At 52.6% G+C, this 16,853-nt stretch carries 19 protein-coding genes; 6 read left to right on the forward strand and 13 right to left on the reverse strand.

What is annotated here, in order from left to right; genetic code table 11:
• Positions 1-69 precede the first annotated feature (69 nt).
• Together glnL and ntrC are read left to right on the forward strand one after the other, a co-directional pair.
• Positions 70-1,128 (forward strand): nitrogen regulation protein NR(II), encoded by a 1,059-nt coding sequence (gene glnL / locus ACUVOF_RS15905; RefSeq protein ID WP_447045269.1) that lies wholly within the window; start codon positions 70-72, stop codon positions 1,126-1,128.
• A complete protein-coding gene (gene ntrC, locus ACUVOF_RS15910) occupies positions 1,125-2,552 on the forward strand; it encodes a nitrogen regulation protein NR(I) (RefSeq protein WP_447045270.1) in 1,428 nt (475 codons plus the stop codon). The genes glnL and ntrC overlap by 4 nt, the downstream gene beginning before the upstream one ends.
• A gap of 3 nt (positions 2,553-2,555) precedes the next feature.
• Here ntrC and ACUVOF_RS15915 read toward each other — a convergent pair whose 3' ends face one another.
• The 7 genes from ACUVOF_RS15915 to ACUVOF_RS15945 form a co-directional block, all read right to left on the reverse strand.
• Positions 2,556-3,344: a ChaN family lipoprotein gene (locus tag ACUVOF_RS15915; RefSeq protein ID WP_447045271.1), complete on the reverse strand. Its 789-nt coding sequence runs from the start codon at positions 3,342-3,344 to the stop codon at positions 2,556-2,558.
• Between the two features lie 73 nt (positions 3,345-3,417).
• Positions 3,418-3,591 carry a DUF6435 family protein gene (locus tag ACUVOF_RS15920; protein WP_447045272.1) on the reverse strand — a complete coding sequence of 58 codons (174 nt, stop codon included), beginning with the start codon at positions 3,589-3,591 and terminating at the stop codon, positions 3,418-3,420.
• Positions 3,592-3,667: 76 nt separating this feature from the next.
• Positions 3,668-4,207 carry a YqiA/YcfP family alpha/beta fold hydrolase gene (locus ACUVOF_RS15925; protein ID WP_447045273.1) on the reverse strand — a complete coding sequence of 180 codons (540 nt, stop codon included), beginning with the start codon at positions 4,205-4,207 and terminating at the stop codon, positions 3,668-3,670.
• Between the two features lie 4 nt (positions 4,208-4,211).
• Entirely contained in the window at positions 4,212-4,343 is a 132-nt protein-coding gene (locus ACUVOF_RS15930) for an entericidin A/B family lipoprotein (protein WP_113269809.1), read from the reverse strand.
• Between the two features lie 967 nt (positions 4,344-5,310).
• Positions 5,311-6,762, reverse strand: coding sequence for a sodium/glutamate symporter (locus ACUVOF_RS15935; RefSeq protein WP_447045437.1), 1,452 nt, complete (start codon positions 6,760-6,762; stop codon positions 5,311-5,313).
• Between the two features lie 112 nt (positions 6,763-6,874).
• Positions 6,875-7,414, reverse strand: a complete 540-nt coding sequence (locus ACUVOF_RS15940; protein WP_447045274.1) for a phosphatase PAP2 family protein — start codon at positions 7,412-7,414, stop codon at positions 6,875-6,877.
• Positions 7,377-8,540, reverse strand: a complete 1,164-nt coding sequence (locus ACUVOF_RS15945) for a glycosyltransferase family 4 protein (RefSeq protein ID WP_447045275.1) — start codon at positions 8,538-8,540, stop codon at positions 7,377-7,379. Before ACUVOF_RS15945 ends, ACUVOF_RS15940 begins: the two co-directional genes overlap by 38 nt.
• A gap of 280 nt (positions 8,541-8,820) precedes the next feature.
• On the opposite strand from ACUVOF_RS15945, the gene fdhD reads away from it, so the two are divergent.
• The 3 genes from fdhD to ACUVOF_RS15960 all read left to right on the forward strand — a co-directional run bounded on the left by fdhD (position 8,821) and on the right by ACUVOF_RS15960 (position 11,722).
• Positions 8,821-9,687, forward strand: a complete 867-nt coding sequence (gene fdhD, locus ACUVOF_RS15950) for a formate dehydrogenase accessory sulfurtransferase FdhD (protein ID WP_447045276.1) — start codon at positions 8,821-8,823, stop codon at positions 9,685-9,687.
• Between the two features lie 126 nt (positions 9,688-9,813).
• Entirely contained in the window at positions 9,814-10,479 is a 666-nt protein-coding gene (locus ACUVOF_RS15955) for an SDR family oxidoreductase (RefSeq protein WP_447045277.1), read from the forward strand.
• 238 nt (positions 10,480-10,717) lie between these two features.
• The gene (locus ACUVOF_RS15960) at positions 10,718-11,722 is read left to right on the forward strand and encodes a porin (RefSeq protein ID WP_447045278.1); all 1,005 of its coding nucleotides are present in this window, start codon (positions 10,718-10,720) and stop codon (positions 11,720-11,722) included.
• A gap of 142 nt (positions 11,723-11,864) precedes the next feature.
• On the opposite strand, the gene phnE is transcribed toward ACUVOF_RS15960, so the two are convergent.
• From phnE to phnD, 3 genes are all read right to left on the reverse strand, one after another.
• Positions 11,865-12,662, reverse strand: coding sequence for a phosphonate ABC transporter, permease protein PhnE (phnE, locus tag ACUVOF_RS15965; RefSeq protein WP_447045279.1), 798 nt, complete (start codon positions 12,660-12,662; stop codon positions 11,865-11,867).
• 16 nt (positions 12,663-12,678) lie between these two features.
• Positions 12,679-13,482, reverse strand: a complete 804-nt coding sequence (phnC, locus tag ACUVOF_RS15970) for a phosphonate ABC transporter ATP-binding protein (RefSeq protein WP_447045280.1) — start codon at positions 13,480-13,482, stop codon at positions 12,679-12,681.
• A 112-nt stretch (positions 13,483-13,594) separates the two neighbouring features.
• Positions 13,595-14,503: a phosphate/phosphite/phosphonate ABC transporter substrate-binding protein gene (gene phnD, locus ACUVOF_RS15975; protein ID WP_447045281.1), complete on the reverse strand. Its 909-nt coding sequence runs from the start codon at positions 14,501-14,503 to the stop codon at positions 13,595-13,597.
• A 222-nt stretch (positions 14,504-14,725) separates the two neighbouring features.
• Between phnD and ACUVOF_RS15980 the strand changes: the two genes are divergently transcribed.
• A complete protein-coding gene (locus ACUVOF_RS15980) occupies positions 14,726-15,175 on the forward strand; it encodes a DUF305 domain-containing protein (protein WP_447045282.1) in 450 nt (149 codons plus the stop codon).
• Between the two features lie 61 nt (positions 15,176-15,236).
• On the opposite strand, the gene ACUVOF_RS15985 is transcribed toward ACUVOF_RS15980, so the two are convergent.
• From ACUVOF_RS15985 to ACUVOF_RS15995, 3 genes are read right to left on the reverse strand one after another with little or no spacing between them, the layout of a single operon-like run.
• Entirely contained in the window at positions 15,237-15,605 is a 369-nt protein-coding gene (locus ACUVOF_RS15985; protein ID WP_447045283.1) for a DUF1428 domain-containing protein, read from the reverse strand.
• Positions 15,602-15,991 (reverse strand): YciI family protein, encoded by a 390-nt coding sequence (locus tag ACUVOF_RS15990; protein ID WP_447045284.1) that lies wholly within the window; start codon positions 15,989-15,991, stop codon positions 15,602-15,604. Before ACUVOF_RS15990 ends, ACUVOF_RS15985 begins: the two co-directional genes overlap by 4 nt.
• The gene (locus tag ACUVOF_RS15995; protein ID WP_447045285.1) at positions 15,988-16,833 is read right to left on the reverse strand and encodes a YciI family protein; all 846 of its coding nucleotides are present in this window, start codon (positions 16,831-16,833) and stop codon (positions 15,988-15,990) included. The genes ACUVOF_RS15990 and ACUVOF_RS15995 overlap by 4 nt, the downstream gene beginning before the upstream one ends.
• Positions 16,834-16,853 lie beyond the last annotated feature (20 nt).

Raw genomic sequence — 16,853 nt, forward strand, 5'->3', positions numbered from 1 at the left:
TTCCCACATTGATCATCCACCTGTAGGTCTGTCACCGCGATGGAAGACACAATTTTTCAGGACACCACCATGCATCAGCGTTTGCTTGAACATCTCACCACGGCGGTATTGCTGTTAGACGGCGATCTGCGTGTGCGCTGGATGAACCCTGCCGCTGAAGCTCTATTGGCGGTCAGCCTTAGCCGAGTTCAAGGGATCAGTTTGGATACGCTACTCGGCGGCGATGAAAGTATTGATGATGTGTTAGCCAAAGCACGGGATGCTTTTCACCCTTATACTCAGCGCGAAGCACGTATTACGCCCCTTAATAGTGAACCACTCACCGTCGACTATACGGTGACGCCATTATCTGACGATGAACTGCTGTTAGAAGTTGAGCCGCGGGACCGGCTAATGCAAATCTCCCGAGAAGAAGCGCTCACTACCCGCCAAGAGACAATAAAAGTGTTGGCCCGCGGGCTTGCCCATGAAGTCAAAAACCCTCTTGGCGGCATTCGCGGTGCTGCGCAACTGTTAGAGCGGGATTTAGACAACCCGACGCTGCGCGAATATACCCATATTATTGTAGAAGAGGTGGATCGTCTGCGCGATCTGGTCGACTCCATGCTCGGCCCTAATCGAATACTCAAACACGAGCCGGTCAATATTCACAAAGTGCTTGAGCGGGTACGGGCACTGCTGATTGCCGAGCATCCCAGCGTTGAAATCAGTCGTGATTATGATCCGAGTTTGCCCGACCTTTCCGGCGATGAATCGCAAATGATTCAAGCGGTGCTTAATGTCGCGCGCAACGCCGTGCAGGCCATGAGCGATGGGCAAACGCCGACGCCTACCCTAATACTGCGTACCCGCGCTCGTCGTCAATTTACCCTCGGCGCTGAACGGCATCGTTTAGTCAGCGAAGTGGCGGTCATTGATAACGGCCCAGGCATTCCAGATGCGCTGCAGGAAACGTTGTTTTATCCCATGGTGTCAGGGCGAGCAGAAGGCAGTGGCCTTGGGCTTTCTATCGCCCAGTCGATTTTGCACCAACATCAAGGGTTGATTGAATGCGACTCACGAGCGGGACACACCGAATTTCGTTTACTGATTCCAATGATTATTAACTTCACCGGAGAAGCGTCATGACTGAGGCTGCACGTAATGATGTTGCGCGGGTGGTCATTGTCGATGATGACCGCGCTATCCGCTGGGTGCTGGAACGCGCATTGGCGCAACCCGATCTTGACGTTGAGTGTATTGAGCGCGCCGACGTGGCACTGACACGCTTATTGGAAAGCCCGCCGGACGTGCTGGTGACCGATATACGCATGCCCGGTATCGACGGTCTGGATTTAATGGCGCGAGTGCGGGAAGCACACCCCGACCTGCCGGTGATTGTAATGACCGCGCACTCTGATCTAGATAGCGCCGTCGCTTCTTATCAGGGCGGGGCGTTTGAATACCTGCCCAAGCCGTTCGATGTTGACGAAGCGCTGGCACTGGTGCGTCGTGCCGTAGCACATGCCCGTGAACGCCAACGACCGGTCACCGTACCCGAAGGTTTGAACGCCGAGATTATTGGTGAAGCGCCTGCAATGCAGGAGGTGTTTCGTGCGATTGGACGTCTTTCCCACTCGCATATCACCGTATTGATTAATGGGGAGTCGGGCACGGGGAAGGAGCGCGTTGCCCAGGCGCTTCATCAACATAGCCCGCGTGCGGGTAAGCCGTTTATTGCCTTGAACATGGCGGCAATCCCTCGCGATTTGATCGAATCGGAGCTGTTTGGCCATGAGAAGGGCGCCTTCACCGGGGCGGCGCAGCAGCGTCAAGGAAGGTTTGAACAAGCCAATGGCGGCACGCTGTTTTTAGATGAAATAGGTGACATGCCGTCGGAGACTCAAACTCGTCTGCTGCGAGTGCTGGCTGACGGTGAATTTTATCGCGTCGGCGGGCATACGCCGGTCAAAGTAGACGTGCGTATCATCGCTGCCACACACCAAAACCTAGAGGTGTTGGTAGAAGACGGCCGGTTTCGGGAGGATTTATTCCATCGCCTGAATGTGATTCGTATTCATTTGCCCAAGCTTGCTGAGCGGCGCGAAGACATTCCCCGCTTAACGCGACATTTTTTAGCCGAAGCGGCGAAAGAGCTCGCCACCGATATTAAGGTGTTAACCAGCGAAGCGGAGGCCCACCTAACGCGTTTACCATGGCCCGGCAACGTTCGGCAGTTGGAAAACATCTGCCGCTGGCTCACGGTAATGGCGTCGGGGCGAGAAATTCTCGTTGAGGACCTGCCACCGGAACTGCGTTCACCGAGCGCCTCAGAAAGCAGCACCCATGGAAACTGGCGTACGGCGTTTCGTGACTGGGCGGATCATGCCTTGGCCGAAGGCCATACGCATCTGCTGGAGGAGGCGGTCCCTGATTTCGAGCGGATTTTGATTGAGACAGCGCTTAAACATACCGGCGGGCGCAAGGGCGAAGCCGCTGAACTGCTAGGCTGGGGACGCAATACGCTCACCCGAAAACTAAAAACCCTGCTGCCAGCGTTGGCTGACGAATAAAGACTACTCATTGGCGAGGATATAGACCGCGTCGGCATAGGTGGCTTCGGGAAGCTCGCATTGGTTCGTTTGCCAGGGCAGCAGGCTTAGCGTGTCGTTAATGCCCAAGGCGTTTAGTTGATAGGCGACGCCTTCGTTATACGTAACATGGCCCAACCCCATTAAGCCGACGACCAGGGCGCCGCTCTCTGCGGCCTCGGCCAAACGCTGGGCCATGGCGATATCCCAGGTCAGCTGTGCCTGAATAAAACGCTCAAGTGCTGCAGGCGTGTCATCCATGGCATGCTGATTAAAGACCTCCGTCAGCCGTGCGCGATAGGGGGCGCTGGCAGGTTGCGGCGGTGGGATGGCATAGCGTTCCTCAGTAGACACGTTCTCCCAGCCATCATTGAGGAGTCGATGGCGCAGGGAGGGTTCTATATTGAGCGCGATTAGCGGAATTTGCGCCATGCGGGCAAATTCCAAAATGGGCATATAGAGCGCCGCATCGAAGCCCCATACCTCATCCCATCGGGTTTGGGATAATAGCGTCGCGGCATCTGATTCACCGGCGACCCAGGTATCAAGGGCGGGCTGAGCGCTACGCGGTAACATTTCCAAGCCAATCACCAATTCATCATTAAGCGCATGCAAGCCCGCCAGTGTGTGCAGTTGCCAGCGGTGATGGGATACTTCATCGTGCTGTTCGCCTAGCAACACAACTTGCTGCTGGGCCGCGGTGGATAGCGCCTGGCGTGTCGTTAGCGGCTGCCCTTCCTGCCACCACTGACCCGGGGTTGGGCAGGCTGCCATTGTCACACCGGGTTGTAGGCCCATCGCTAAGCAAACCATTAATGCGCTAATGCGCCATGCCCTTTGCAGAAAGCTACTGCGCTGATTCAAGGCGTTTAATCTCAGCCAGCAGTGCTTCTGCTTCTTCAGTAAGAGTGGCATTGGCGCGCATATCACCGTTGCGTGAAGCTTCCATCGCGGCTTGAAGTTTGCGCTCATACTCTTGCTGAAGCTTTTTTTTGGGGTCGCGCTTAAACATGCCTAACATGAGCAATCTCCTCGCTATCAAGGTTCGTTTGTACAGTATTTGTATAGGTTTATAGTGCTCATGTCGAATGTTTGTTTTAGCTGCCTTTGTAATCGTAGTGATTAGGCGCGGCGCATTGGCGTAAAAAGCGCTCAAAATCACAAAGAATCGTCTCTAGGCTCGCGTGCAGGCGGTGGTCATCGTCGACCATTCGCAGCGATAGACGCTGAAGACGAGCGCGTTCGATCACCGGTTCAGGGGCAACTACATCATCCCGCCAACCGTGAATAATATGCGTGTGTTGTGCCTGGATGATAGGTGATGTTTCCGGGTAGTCAGCTAAACCGAGCGCAGGGGCCAGCAAAAAACAGCCCAGTACCGGCTGCTGAGCGCTTATTGCCGCGCTCAACCAGCCTCCCAAGCTCGAGCCTGCCAACACACAACAGGCGGGGTCATCATTGCGTTCAGCTAATACACTTAGTAAATGCTGAAGCCGCTGCTGGGGTTGTGCCATGCCACGATAGTCCATGACGACCGGCTCACAGTCATCCAGCTTTTCGGCAATACCTTTCATGGCCTGGGTTTTAAGTGCACCTGGCCCGCTCTCTAGGCCATGAGATAGATAAACAATCATCATGGTGTTAGCTCGCTGAGCGTTGGATAGCTTCTCCACCCTGTTCGATGTCTTCACCAGCCCCACGAATGGTATTACAACCGCTGACCACCAAAAGCGTGGTGATTAAGAGTATGCCAAGGGCAATAGCGCGTTTCATAATGCTCTCCTCAGATTTTGGGTAGAACGGCTGATCACAATATTTACGATATCTTGGATTGGCGCGAAAAGTAGCGGCCAGAAAATAAAAATAATCGCTGTCGAGACATAACGCTACGGTTTTGTAGGCCATGGTCAGAGAAATATGCCCTTATATCGCGTGCTTATGTCGCATGTGCCAGTTTTATACATAAAAGGCACCTCCAAACTGTACTCTTTGAAGTAACAATTTTTGTTTTAACCCTTTGTTATTTAAGTTTTTTTGTTTTTACTGGCACGACTTGGCTCAGCATCTGCAAGTTCTGTTTAGCAACATAGAAACTTAATGGATTAGTTAGCCAGTTGTTTAAGTCACTATAGAGGCATGTGTCAGAAGAAACTGAGTGAGTGGGCTGATAGGTAAAAGGGAAGGCAGGAAGCCAAAAAGCCAAAAGTTAAACAGGACGTAAATGGACACTCCGCCCACTCACTGGTTGCAGCGCAAGGAGGCGCTGTTCATCAACCTAAGGGAGTGGACCGATGCAAAACGACCATCTCGTAAAAATGAGGTGGTTTTTTTGCGTGCGTGAACTTTTTTAACTGCCTGTTTTGAAACTGCTTTTAAAATTCTCTGTTTGCTTTGCTGTTGTGCTGATGGTTCACGTACAGATAAAAGCGGTGTTTTGGACTACTATCCCTATAATTAATCCAAAATGCAGCGGTTAGAAAACGTCAACGTAACGGCCGCACACGATCAGGGACAAAATTATGGCGATGGCATTGATGTTATGCATGTTTGTTTTGTTCTTAGGGTTTTCGGGTGTGGGGGTGTATATGATGTTTAAGGCATCATCTATGGCACGCCTTGAGGAACGTGATGACCTGCCGCCCGACATGTAGGTGACTGGTTTAAAATATAAATGTATCGAAAAAGAAGCATTAGCGCCCGCATAAGCGGGCGCTAATTCGTTAGAGTTAGGGGGTTCTAACTAACTCTTCCAGCGGCCTTTGCCACGATCAGGCACCATGCGTCCGAAATACAACAAGCCAAATGCGAGCCAGCCTACCGTCAATAAGGCGGAAAAAATAAGCACGGCCAGGGCGCCAAATTCGGCAATCAGTGGTAAGGCGGCGGCCGTAAAAAGCCCACCACCGACAATCGGTTCAAACATCAGCTGTTTATAGCCAAAGCTTTCAAACGCACCCGATTCATTTTTAGGGTCTGCCATGCGCATTAACAGTAAACCGGTAACCGTGACGCCCATTGATTGGCCAAAATCGCCTACCCCGCGTTCAAACCAGTTTTCAGGAATCACTCGCGGCGCAATAACAATCAGCACGAACAGGCCCCAGGCAATACCCGCAACAGAGAGTAGCAGAAAGGGAAGAAAGTATTCGCCCAAGGTGGTAAGCGACAGGGTGGCGAGTGCTGCCACAATAGTAAAATCAAGCGCTGTACCGGCAATGCGTGACATGGTTCGGCTAGACACATGGTGCTCTAACCCAAATCGCATCACCACCAATTGAACAATTACCCCACCGATCATGGCGATAGGGAACAGCGGTACATGAGCAAGAATTTCTAAACCGCCATCACGTGCCCAGGTGGCTTGTTCAATCCACTGTAAGCCCGAAAGAATCAGCCAGCCAATGACAATGGCAATACCCACTAAACCAATATGTAAACTGAGAGGGTCAGTCGTACCCGCTTCTTGAACCAAGTCCTTTTTGAACTCGCTAAACTCTTCAATGGAAGGGCGCTCATCTGCGCGCATTACGTCATCTGGAGCGTCAGGATGATTGCTCCCATCGCTGAGTTTTATAATCCCACGACGAGCGGCAATATTGATCAGCACGGTACCGATCAAGACGCCTGCGACAATACCCACCGTTGCTAGTCCCAAGGCAAGGTCAGCGCCTTCTTCAAAACCTAAATCTTCAAAGGTCCCCGCCATGCCAGCCGCTGTGCCATGGCCACCCTCAAAACCAATTTCGATTAACGCCCCCACCATCGGGTTCATATTAAAAACCGGCACCAACACCAGCAGCGCCAAGCTCAAACCGACAACATACTGGCCCCATGCCATGGTTTGTCCGACCACTACTTGCGGCCCTGCGCGTAACCAAATAGTGCGTAAGCCAGGGATCACTTTGCCAATAAACAGTGCCGCGAAAACCACATTAATCAGAAGTCCCGGCAGCGCCGCCCAGCTCTCCTGCACATAGGCAGGAAACAGTCCTGGGCTCTCTGCAAAAAAGGTAGGCAGGACACGACCTATCACATCGGGGCCCATCAGCAAAAGCAATAAGCCACCAATGACCGAGCTAGGTAGGAAGAGTCGCCTTAACCAAGGAAGCCATAGCCGCAGCGCATTGCTGGCTAAAAGAACTAACGCAATGGTGACTAGCGCTATAAACAATTCACCAACCGTCATGGTCATCATGCCGCTCCTTGATGCCGATGCACCGCTAATAATGCTAAGCGGGAGCGTTTAAAAGAGACAAGGTTGGATTAACCATAGCGCTTGGTGACTCATTTCGCGAAGACGGTGTTTACCCCATCCAATAAAGGCTGAGCAGGGCAAAGACATAGCCCATCGCCGCACCTGCCAGTACATCACTGACATAGTGCAACCCCAGGCCGACTCGGGAGATCGCAATCAGCAGGGTTAACGGCAGAATTATAGGGAGTAACCAGGGAGTGTGGGTGGCCACTAACACACTGAACATTACTGCGTGCATGGTATGGCCGCTGGGGAAGCTGTAACGATCGCGTGCTGGTTCGCAGCACTGGATGCCCGATTTATAGGTGATAAAGGGCCGCTCACGGCATAAACGCGTTTTCACAAGCCGATAAACGGCCACAGCAAACAACGCGATGACACTGTACTGCATCAATCGCCAAGCACCATTCGGCTGGAGCCAAGGCTGGGCAAGAATAAGCAACACCCAAACAGGCCAATCGCCTAAACGGCTAGCGGCCTGCAAGGTGATACGCCAGGGGCGATAGAGCGTTAGCCGTGATATACGTTGGCAGAACTGCCACTCCAGCAGGTCAAGACGGTCGAATACGACAAGCGGACGCGGGCGCATGATGAGACTCCAGGGCTTGGTGTAAGTAATGCAAAAACTGCTCGGCAATACCCATCCAGCTCTGCTCCAGTGCACGTAAACGTGCTACTCGACCCAAGCGAGCGTAGTCAGCCGGATGTTGGCACAGGTCTACCGCTGCCTGTTGAAAAGCAGCACTATTGCCAGCGGGTACAGTGATCCCGTTGTGTCCACTGTTAATGAGCTCGGCGCTAGCCGCGTGGTCGTAAGCCACCACGGCCAAGCCGCTGGCCATAGCTTCTGCGACCACATTCCCCCAGGTCTCTGAAAGCGAGGGGAAAATGAATAGGTCCGCGCTGGCATAGTGGCGAGCAAGCGCCTCTTGCCCCACGAAACCGGTGAAATGCGCGTCGGGCAGCGCCTTCTCTAACTGTGCCCGCCCGGGGCCATCACCTACGATCACCTGAGCGATATCGGGACGCACCTCGCGCATCGCTTGGAAGCTCTCGTGCAGCAACGTGAGGTTTTTTTCCGCTGCTAATCGACCAACGTACAGGGCGACCGGCTGATGCTCATTAACCCCCCATCGCTGGCGCAGTTGAGTATCGCGATAGGCAGGAGAGAAGCGTTCGCCATCCAGCCCACGTGACAGGACATGGACACCTCGGATGCCTTGTTGCTTAAGCGATTTAGCTTGCAGATGGGTAGGTACCAACGTCAGTGCGCAGCCGTTATGGAAGTAGCGCAGGTAACGTCGAGCCGTTGAAGCTAGCCACGTAACGCCATAATCTTCGCAATAATGGTCAAAGTTGGTATGCCAGCCAGCCACCAAGGGGATATTGAGCTGCCGGGCCGCTTGGCGAGCCGCCCACCCAAGTGGGCCTTGTGTCGCTAGGTAGATAACGGCAGGACGATGTTTCTGCCAAAAGCGGCGCAGGGTGGCAGGTGTCACCAATCCCACTTGTACATCGGAGTAACCGGGCAAGGCTAAGCGCTGAACCTGCAGCTCGCGGTTAACCCCAGTGGCGCTAGCGTCGATTTGGGGGCGTGGTCGAATAACGTCAACCGGCACTCCTTGCCGGTTGAGTTCATAGCTTAACCGGCTCAGCGTATGGGCGACGCCATTGATATCCGGAGACCATGTTTCACTAACGATGCACAGTCGCATGAGCGATTCATCCCTTTATCACGTTTAAAGGGAGTGTGGGTGCAGAGAATGACAATGCAGAGTCAAGCAAATGAATAAGCGATGACATCCTAGTGAGTAGACCCCATCGGCATTCAGGCATGAGTGGCGGTTTGCTCAGCGGTAGGTGACGGCATGTGAACGCTTACGCACGCCTCTTATTGGCAGAGCGTAAAAGCTGAACTAGCCTCAAAGAGAGCAGAGCGGTGATCGGTTGAAAAAGGGGAGCGACTCAGGAAGAGGCTAAGGCAAGGGGTTTACAATGGATGTAGCAATGAACATGCATGAGTACGGTGATATGCATTTGGATATCCTCACCTTGGATACCCAAGGTATCACTGTAAGAGAAGACGCGTTGGCCATCGAAGAGGCGTTAGAAATCCGTTTGGCGGGGGCCGAGCCAGTTATCACGATGCGAACGCCAGGCCACGACCGGGAACTGACGGCTGGGCTGATGCTGAGTGAGGGGCTGGCGCGAACAAAAGATGATTTTGAGGTTATCGACCATCTCGTCGGGCAGCCCAATGTTGTACAAGTAGTGCTAAAACGCTTTAGTGCCACCAAGGCCGAGCAACTGGAGCGGTCATCGCTCTCTAACAGTGCTTGTGGCGTGTGCGGCAAAAAAAAGCTGAACTTGGAGATAATGCAGGGGCTGAAACCCCTGACATTTTCGACGCCACTACATCGCCAATTGTTATTGTCTTTACCAGCAGAATTATACAAGCATCAAAAGCTGTTCGAGCAAACCGGCGGGTTACATGCCGCTGCATTGTTTGATGCCAGTGGACAGCTACTGGCATTAAGAGAGGATGTTGGGCGCCACAATGCGGTGGATAAGTTAAATGGATGGGCATTATTGAATGGCCAACTACCCCTTGACGACCGCATTATCCTGTTAAGTGGGCGCGCCAGTTTTGAACTCATTCAGAAATGCATCATGGCGCGGGTGTCGGTTGTCTGTGCTATCTCCGCCCCTAGTAGTTACGCGGTGCGTCTAGCGAGAGAGTTCGGCATAACGTTGGTGGGCTTCCTGCGTGAGGGACGCTTTAATATTTACTCAGGCGCGGAGCGCATCCTGGGTACCTCTTATGCGTTGGCTAATGGTGCAGACAACAAACGTCCCGCTTAGCCACTTCCCACATAGTCACGTCCCGCATAGTCTGAAAGGACGTTTCACTTCACGCTCATGTCATCGCCGCACGGTTATCATTTAAGCATGGCAAGGGGCACAAGTAATGGCAATAGGACAACCAACATGAAATCGACAGTTATTATTACTGGAGCCAACCGCGGCGTCGGTTTGGCGCTGGCAGCGCACTACTTTGATGCCGGCTGGCAGGTAGTCGGCGTTTGTCGGCAGACATCTGAAGAACTAGCGCGTGTGGCTCATCAGGTGATTGAGGGCATTGATGTTACTCAGCCTGATGATATCGACCGGCTAGTCAAAGCGCTCAATGGGCAAGCAATCGCTCTATTAATTAACAATGCCGGACTGCTTCGTGATGAGTCGCTGGGTGATATTGATTTCGACAGTATTCGCGAGCAGATGGAAATCAACGCTTATGCACCGTTGCGGGTCGCTCAAGCTTTGCTACCCAATCTCGAAAAAGGCAGCAAAATCGCCAATATTACCAGCCGAATGGGCTCTATCGCCGATAACGACTCAGGTGGGCGTTATGGTTACCGTGCTTCTAAAGCGGCGCTTAACGCGTTTGGTAAATCGCTGGCAATGGATTTAAAGCCCAAAGGTATAGCGGTGGCTCAGCTCCACCCTGGCTATGTGCAAACACGCATGGTTAATTTTGGCGGTTTGATTAGTCCACAAGAAGCGGCTTTAGGTATTGCTGCGCGTATTGAAGCACTGACGTTGGATAACAGTGGTGGATTTTGGCATAGCAATGGCGAAGCACTTCCGTGGTGATGACATATATAACATTATGAAATTAGCCTTCATCAACTGTTAGCTTAAATAACATGTAAATATGAAGGTTTGGTGGCGGTTTTATTTAAAATATTATTTAAAAAAATAATTTATAAAAAATTAAAACTTTAAGATTAATGAAATATAACTGATTTAAGGTTCCCTGCGTTGAGGCGTTATTCGTCCTTCATTGTGCCTTCGCAAAGCGCAAGTATTTACTACTTCAATGGGAACGAACATGTTTAAAAAAACGACACTGGCCCTGGCCGTTAGCGGTTTGTTAGGAGCCACTGCAGCACAAGCAGCTACCGTTTATGACCAAGACGGTACCGATCTCGAAATCTATGGCCGCATCGCTATGGGGTTTGAAGGCGGTGGTATTGACAACGGTGTTGATAACGGCGAAGAGTTCCGTAATTTCGGCTCGCGTTTACGGATTACTGCTGGCCACCAGATTTCCTCTGACCTGCGTGCCTTCGCCCGTGTAGAGTGGCGTTTTACCGGCGACGAGCGTAACCAGGACTCTGGTTTCGATGAAGTGCGCAACAGCTACCTAGGTCTGGAAAGCCAGCAGTACGGTACTTTCATGGCCGGTAATTACAACAGCTTCTATGATAACTACGTGATGACGCCGTTCGATGTTTACGTTGAACGCGGCTACGAGTTTGCGGGTGGTGGTACCCAGGCACGCGGCGACTCTATTGGCTATAAAACGCCTAAAATGAGTGGCTTTCAGGCGGTTATTTCTGCTAAGCACTTCTCTGAGCGTGGTTTGACTGAAGCCGAGCAGACTTCCGAAGGATCCGTTATTGCCACCCAAGGTGGTGTTGTCTACGAAACAGGCCCTGCTCGTTTAGCGCTTGGTTATGTAGAAGATACGGTACGCGGTGGCGGTAACGGTGAAGTGCGTTATGGCACTACGGGCGAGTTTGCTATTACGGATGCTTTCTCTGCGCGCGTAGGTTATGAAACCCGCGGGGATGACGATGTTCACGGTGGTGGTTTCGATAAAATCGGTGTTGGTGCTACTTACACTATCGATTCCTGGAAGTTCTTTGCCGATTATTACAACATCGACGTAGATGGCGCGAGCGATAAGCGTAACGCTTGGGCATTAGGCTCAATGTACAAGTTGTCTAGCAATTTCGATATGTTCCTCGAATTGAACGATCGTAACCTGGATGCGGTTAATGACTTCGAAGAAGATATGTACTACGCATTAGGCGCTCGCTATCACTTCTAATTAATAGAGTGATGTTAGCGGTAGTGTTGCATTAATTTTTGAATTAGTTCTTTAGCTTTTAGTTAGCTCGCATGTTTCGATCTTTACCGGTGTGGGTAATTCCACACCGGTTTTTAGCGTTTAAATAATCAGCCTGATTATATTAAATTACACGCTTTCGAATTTGCGAGGAGAGCTGCTCAAAGCCAATGACCACAATCAGAATCACCAGAATAATGGTGAACGCGCGGTCATAGTTAAACAGGCGCATGGCAGCGGCTAGTTCAACCCCGATGCCCCCAGCCCCCACTAGGCCAAGCGTCACCGCCGAGCGCAGCGCTTTCTCAACGCTATAGAGGCTTGTTGCCGTCATTGATGCCAACGTTTCCGGCAAAATGGCACCACCGATCACCGACAGCCTACCTGCGCCTGTGGCGCTGAGTGCTTCGGAAGGGCCTGGGTGAACCTCTTCAATGCGTTCCGAAAAGAAACGGGCCGCAAAGCCGATGGTGTCCATCACAATCGCAAGTACTCCCGCAATCGGCCCTAAGCCAACCGCTACTACGAAGATAAGCGCCCAAATAAGGTCTGGGATGGTGCGCATGGTGGCAATCACCAAGCGCGTGGTGGAGCGAATCCACGGGGTGGGTGAGGTGTTGCGAGCGGCCAGTAGTGCAAACGGCAGGCTTAAAATAATACCAAAGGTGACACCGACAATGGCAATGTTGAGGGTTTCAAACATCGACCTCGCCAGCACATCGAGATCGGCTAGGTCGGGTGGAAACGCGCGCCCTATAAAGTGCACTAAATTGACGCCGCCACGGAGCAAGCGTTCCAGGGTTAAGTTGGTGGCCATGATGCCTTGAATAAACAGCGCTAAAAAAACCAACATCACGCCCCAGGTAAACGGAGAGGGCGTGGCAAAACGTGGCGGCATAGGTGGTGTACTGCGGTTCAGCATGGGTGCCTCGTTATTATCAGGTAGTGGGGAGGGCGGCGTTATCAACAGTAGGGGCGGAGGTTTGGCCAACCCGCACGTCGCCCTGATAGAGCTGCTGCATAGTGGTAAGCGATGCTTCCTGCCGTGGCGTATCAAGGACTATTTGGCCCGTTTTCATACCGATAATACGATCGCCGTACTGCTGGGCTAACTCCAGCTGATGCAGCGTGCACAGCACGGTTAAACGTCGCTCCGTTACTACGTCCAGCAGCAAATCCATGATTTCTCTACCGGCTTTCGGATCGAGGCTAGCGATTGGTTCGTCGGCAATAATGATCTCGGCGTCTTGCATTAGCGTACGAGCAATCGCCACCCGCTGTTGTTGCCCACCGGAAAGCTCACGACAATCGGCGTGGGCCTTATGCGCTAACCCAACACGCTCAAGCGATGCCATGGCGCGCTCGCGAAGTTCATGAGTGGCAAAACAACCGAGCGAGGAGAGCAGGCCTAAACGTTGCTGCCCCATGGCGCCATACAGCACGTTTTGAAAAACGCTCACGTTCTGCACGAGATTAAACTGCTGGAAAACCACGCCCATTTTGCGACGTAGTTGACGCAATTTGGGTTTAGAAAGGTGACTGAGGGAGTCGCCCAAAATGGTGATCTCGCCTTGATCGAGAGGCGTCAGGCCGTTAAGGCAGCGCATCAAAGTCGATTTACCGCAGCCGTTTGCACCCAGCAAAATGACACATTCGCCTTGGGGAATCTGCAGCGTTAAGCCACGAAGAACGTGCAGTTGCCCGTAGTGTTTATGCAGATTGTGGACATTGATGGCCTTCATAAAAAAACCTCCTGTATTAACAACAGGAGGTGGATACGTCGAATGTTCATGGTCAAACCTACTTATAAGCAGCACATCCTTGTGCTGGTATGTGGCGAGAAAATGGAGAGGCTTAGAGTTCGATACCTGCCGCTTCGTAGGCGCGGCGAACCACGTCATAATCCGCATTGGTGCGGTCAAAGCCGAGTGATGAGTCGCGGTTTAGGAACTTGTCTTCGTTGCGATCAGTGGCAATCAACGCGTTCCACAGCGTGTCGGCATTAGTTTTGAGCGAATCGCGTAGAGCCGTTTTACAGGCATCATCAAGTGAGCCACGCATCACCACCGGGTCGCCAGGCAGTACATCGCTTTTGGCAATCACGCGGTACTCACCGTTTGGATCCATGGCCTGAATTTCATCGATATCCCGGTTGCCGCCGCCCATGGCATCCACGTCACCATTAACGAATGCCGCAATGCGTGCATCACCGGCCATGATAATTTCCAGGTCACGGTCAATATCCAGTCCCGCGTCGACCAACATCTGGCTGGGGAAAATATGTCCGCTGGTGGAGCCCACATCTTTTAGCGCCACGCGGCGGCCTTCCAAATCTTCAAGCGTTTCGATATCGCTGTCGGCAGGCACAAAAAAGCTGCTGCCGTAATGCGGGCGCTCAATGGCAAACAAAATTTCAATATCGCTTTCGCGGTCAAACAGAACAAACTCAGAAGGACCTGCAAACACAAGCTCAACATCGTCATACTGCAGCGCAGTACCTGCAGCCGTGCGGTTGCTCAGGCTAAACATCTCCAGTTCAAGACCTGTGGTTGTTTCAAACGCTTCGGCGAAGGGGCCGAAAGCATCCTCAAGCGGCCCCATACCTTCAATGCCGGTATCCGCCATACGCATCGGGTTGGGGCACACATTGCTCAAATCGCCATTGGCGAACACCGACGGCGTGGCAAATGTCGCAACTCCTGCAATAGCTAGACTCAAAGCTGTGGTACGAATACGTAATTTACAAATATTGGCTTTATGCATTAGTCATTATCCTGTCGGCGAAATACGTCTACATTGAAGTGGTAGTCAGGGTGGCAGCCGGCAATGAAGGAAAGGTGTAGTTAAGATGACGTTCTCGTCACGGATTTATGACAGCACCAACGCGCCGTCTTCATATAGAGCGTTTCAAGCGCTGCCATTCGGCAAGATAGCGGATCCGTATCTACACTCGTAACGCCGATGATTGATTCAAGGAGGAAGTCGATGAAAATGTATGTACGTTTCGGCGCCATGATCGTGACGGCCACCATAATCATGCTGGGATTGATGTACCTGAACACTTACCAGCTAGACCACGTGACGTTCAGTGAAACACGCACCTATATGGCGATCGTAATGGGCGCCACGATGGCGGTGGTCATGCTGGGTTTTATGCTGGACATGTATACCCAAAAGGGCATGAATATGGCCATTTTGGTAGGCAGCATTGTGGTATTTGTCGGAGCGCTGTGGCTGGTGCGCAGCCAGCAGACGGTGGATGACGTTTCCTATATGAAGGCGATGATACCGCATCATTCCATTGCCATTCTGACCAGTGAGCGTGCCCAAATAGAGGACCCCCGCGTGCGGGAACTCGCCGATGCGATTATCGAAACGCAACGGGAAGAGATCGCCGAAATGAAGGCCCTAATCTCGGATCTTGAGGGTGAGTAACAACATTGATTGAAACCGCCCCTGGTGGGGCGGATGGTACAAGATTGCCGAAATCCCGCCACTACTCATCGATAATACTATTAAAGCCTCCAAAAATGAGGCGCTTGCCATCAAAGGGCATTGGGTTGGTGTCCATCTGTAGACGTGGGTCCTGCATCACCTTCGGCATTGCCTCATCGCGCACGGCGCGCGATGGCCACTCTATCCAGGAAAAGATAACCGTTTCGTCATCTCGGCACTTAACCGACATGGGAAAAGAGGTCACTTCCCCTTCGGGCACATCGTCTCCCCAGCACTCCACCACGCGAAGTGCACCGTGCTCCTTGAAAACAACGGCCGCGGTACGGGCATGTTCAATAAACTCAGCTTTATTAGCGCTGGGTACAGCAGCGACGAAACCATCGACATAAGGGTGTGCAAGCTTACTCATGGCTGTTCTCCTGGTTCTTTTTGGGATTCTGCTTTAGGGGGAAGTTCTCGAACGGGGCGTACCTCAATACTGCCCAGCCGGGCGGGAGGGATGCGGCTAGCTAGCTGCAGCGCCTCATTCAAGTCGTGGGCTTCAAGCAGGTAAAAACCCGCCAGTTGCTCCTTGGTTTCCGCAAAGGGGCCATCGGAGATTAATGTCTCGCCATCACGTACGCGCACAGTAGTTGCGGTCTCGGTCGGCTGTAATGGCTGGCCGGTTAGGTAATTGCCGCTGGCGCTCAGGCGCTCTACCCCAGCAATGCACTCCTGATTCAGGTCTTGCCATTCCTGTTCACTCATGGCGTTGATGAGTTGTTCCTGGTAATACACCAGCGCAACGTACTTCATGGGGCGTCTCCTTCTGTTGTCGAGAGGCAGTTGTCTGACGAAACGTTAACCATCCAGTGAATACCGAAGCGATCGGTAGCCATGCCGAACCCTGGTGACCAGAAGGTCGCTTCAAACGGCATGGTGATCTTTCCACCCTCTGCCAGTTGGGCAAAGGTGCGTGCGGCCTGATCGATATCCTGATACTCCAACTGAACCTCTACCCCTTGCGGTGGTGTATAGCAGTCAGCTGCCATATCGGCGCCCATTAAGCGGCGGCCACGCAGGTTCAGCGAAGCGTGGATGATGCGGTCATGGAGTTCCGGTGGTGAGTGTTCAGCGGCTGGCGTTTCAGCGTAGGTCAACAGGCATTCCAGATGCCCGCCGGTTATGTCGGCATAGAACTGCATGGCTTCTCGACAGGAACCGGGAAAAGCGACATGAACGTTCATGGCATCCGGTACACGCGCGAGAGTACGGTGCTGCTCAAGTCCGGCGCCGGGCTCGAAATCTTCCAGCGAAAAGTAGCGCCGAAGCTCAAGGGTCACGTTGCCATCAGCATCCTGGGTGGGCCACTGCTGGGCCCATTCAATGGCCGCCTGCAGGGAGGGGGCTTCGAGAACACTATAGCCAGCAATACGTTCACTGGCTGGAGACAACGGCCCAGGAATAATGGTGGGAACACCATTGTCGAAGCGGATCAGGCATCCATCGCTGGTCGGGCGTAAACCATCGCCGTTCAAAAACACGCCTGCCTGGGTCATGCGCTGGTTATAAGCGGCCATGGCGGCAAGCATTTCCTGGGATGGCATAACGCCATTCTCGGTGTTGGCATCGGCACGGCGTATCAGCATGAATTTCATTGAGAGCCTCCTGGAAGGAC

This window comes from Vreelandella sp. H-I2, from assembly GCF_052959335.1.

Bases quoted from the DNA above. Each gene is read 5' to 3' on its own strand.
- glnL (WP_447045269.1), top strand. From the start codon at position 70: ATGCATCAGCGTTTGCTTGAACATCTCACCACGGCGGTATTGCTGTTA.
- ntrC (WP_447045270.1), top strand. From the start codon at position 1,125: ATGACTGAGGCTGCACGTAATGATGTTGCGCGGGTGGTCATTGTCGAT.
- ACUVOF_RS15915 (WP_447045271.1), bottom strand. From the start codon at position 3,344: ATGGCAGCCTGCCCAACCCCGGGTCAGTGGTGGCAGGAAGGGCAGCCG.
- ACUVOF_RS15920 (WP_447045272.1), bottom strand. From the start codon at position 3,591: ATGTTAGGCATGTTTAAGCGCGACCCCAAAAAAAAGCTTCAGCAAGAG.
- ACUVOF_RS15925 (WP_447045273.1), bottom strand. From the start codon at position 4,207: ATGATGATTGTTTATCTATCTCATGGCCTAGAGAGCGGGCCAGGTGCA.
- ACUVOF_RS15930 (WP_113269809.1), bottom strand. From the start codon at position 4,343: ATGAAACGCGCTATTGCCCTTGGCATACTCTTAATCACCACGCTTTTG.
- ACUVOF_RS15935 (WP_447045437.1), bottom strand. From the start codon at position 6,762: ATGACCATGACGGTTGGTGAATTGTTTATAGCGCTAGTCACCATTGCG.
- ACUVOF_RS15940 (WP_447045274.1), bottom strand. From the start codon at position 7,414: ATGCGCCCGCGTCCGCTTGTCGTATTCGACCGTCTTGACCTGCTGGAG.
- ACUVOF_RS15945 (WP_447045275.1), bottom strand. From the start codon at position 8,540: ATGCGACTGTGCATCGTTAGTGAAACATGGTCTCCGGATATCAATGGC.
- fdhD (WP_447045276.1), top strand. From the start codon at position 8,821: ATGGATGTAGCAATGAACATGCATGAGTACGGTGATATGCATTTGGAT.
- ACUVOF_RS15955 (WP_447045277.1), top strand. From the start codon at position 9,814: ATGAAATCGACAGTTATTATTACTGGAGCCAACCGCGGCGTCGGTTTG.
- ACUVOF_RS15960 (WP_447045278.1), top strand. From the start codon at position 10,718: ATGTTTAAAAAAACGACACTGGCCCTGGCCGTTAGCGGTTTGTTAGGA.
- phnE (WP_447045279.1), bottom strand. From the start codon at position 12,662: ATGCTGAACCGCAGTACACCACCTATGCCGCCACGTTTTGCCACGCCC.
- phnC (WP_447045280.1), bottom strand. From the start codon at position 13,482: ATGAAGGCCATCAATGTCCACAATCTGCATAAACACTACGGGCAACTG.
- phnD (WP_447045281.1), bottom strand. From the start codon at position 14,503: ATGCATAAAGCCAATATTTGTAAATTACGTATTCGTACCACAGCTTTG.
- ACUVOF_RS15980 (WP_447045282.1), top strand. From the start codon at position 14,726: ATGAAAATGTATGTACGTTTCGGCGCCATGATCGTGACGGCCACCATA.
- ACUVOF_RS15985 (WP_447045283.1), bottom strand. From the start codon at position 15,605: ATGAGTAAGCTTGCACACCCTTATGTCGATGGTTTCGTCGCTGCTGTA.
- ACUVOF_RS15990 (WP_447045284.1), bottom strand. From the start codon at position 15,991: ATGAAGTACGTTGCGCTGGTGTATTACCAGGAACAACTCATCAACGCC.
- ACUVOF_RS15995 (WP_447045285.1), bottom strand. From the start codon at position 16,833: ATGAAATTCATGCTGATACGCCGTGCCGATGCCAACACCGAGAATGGC.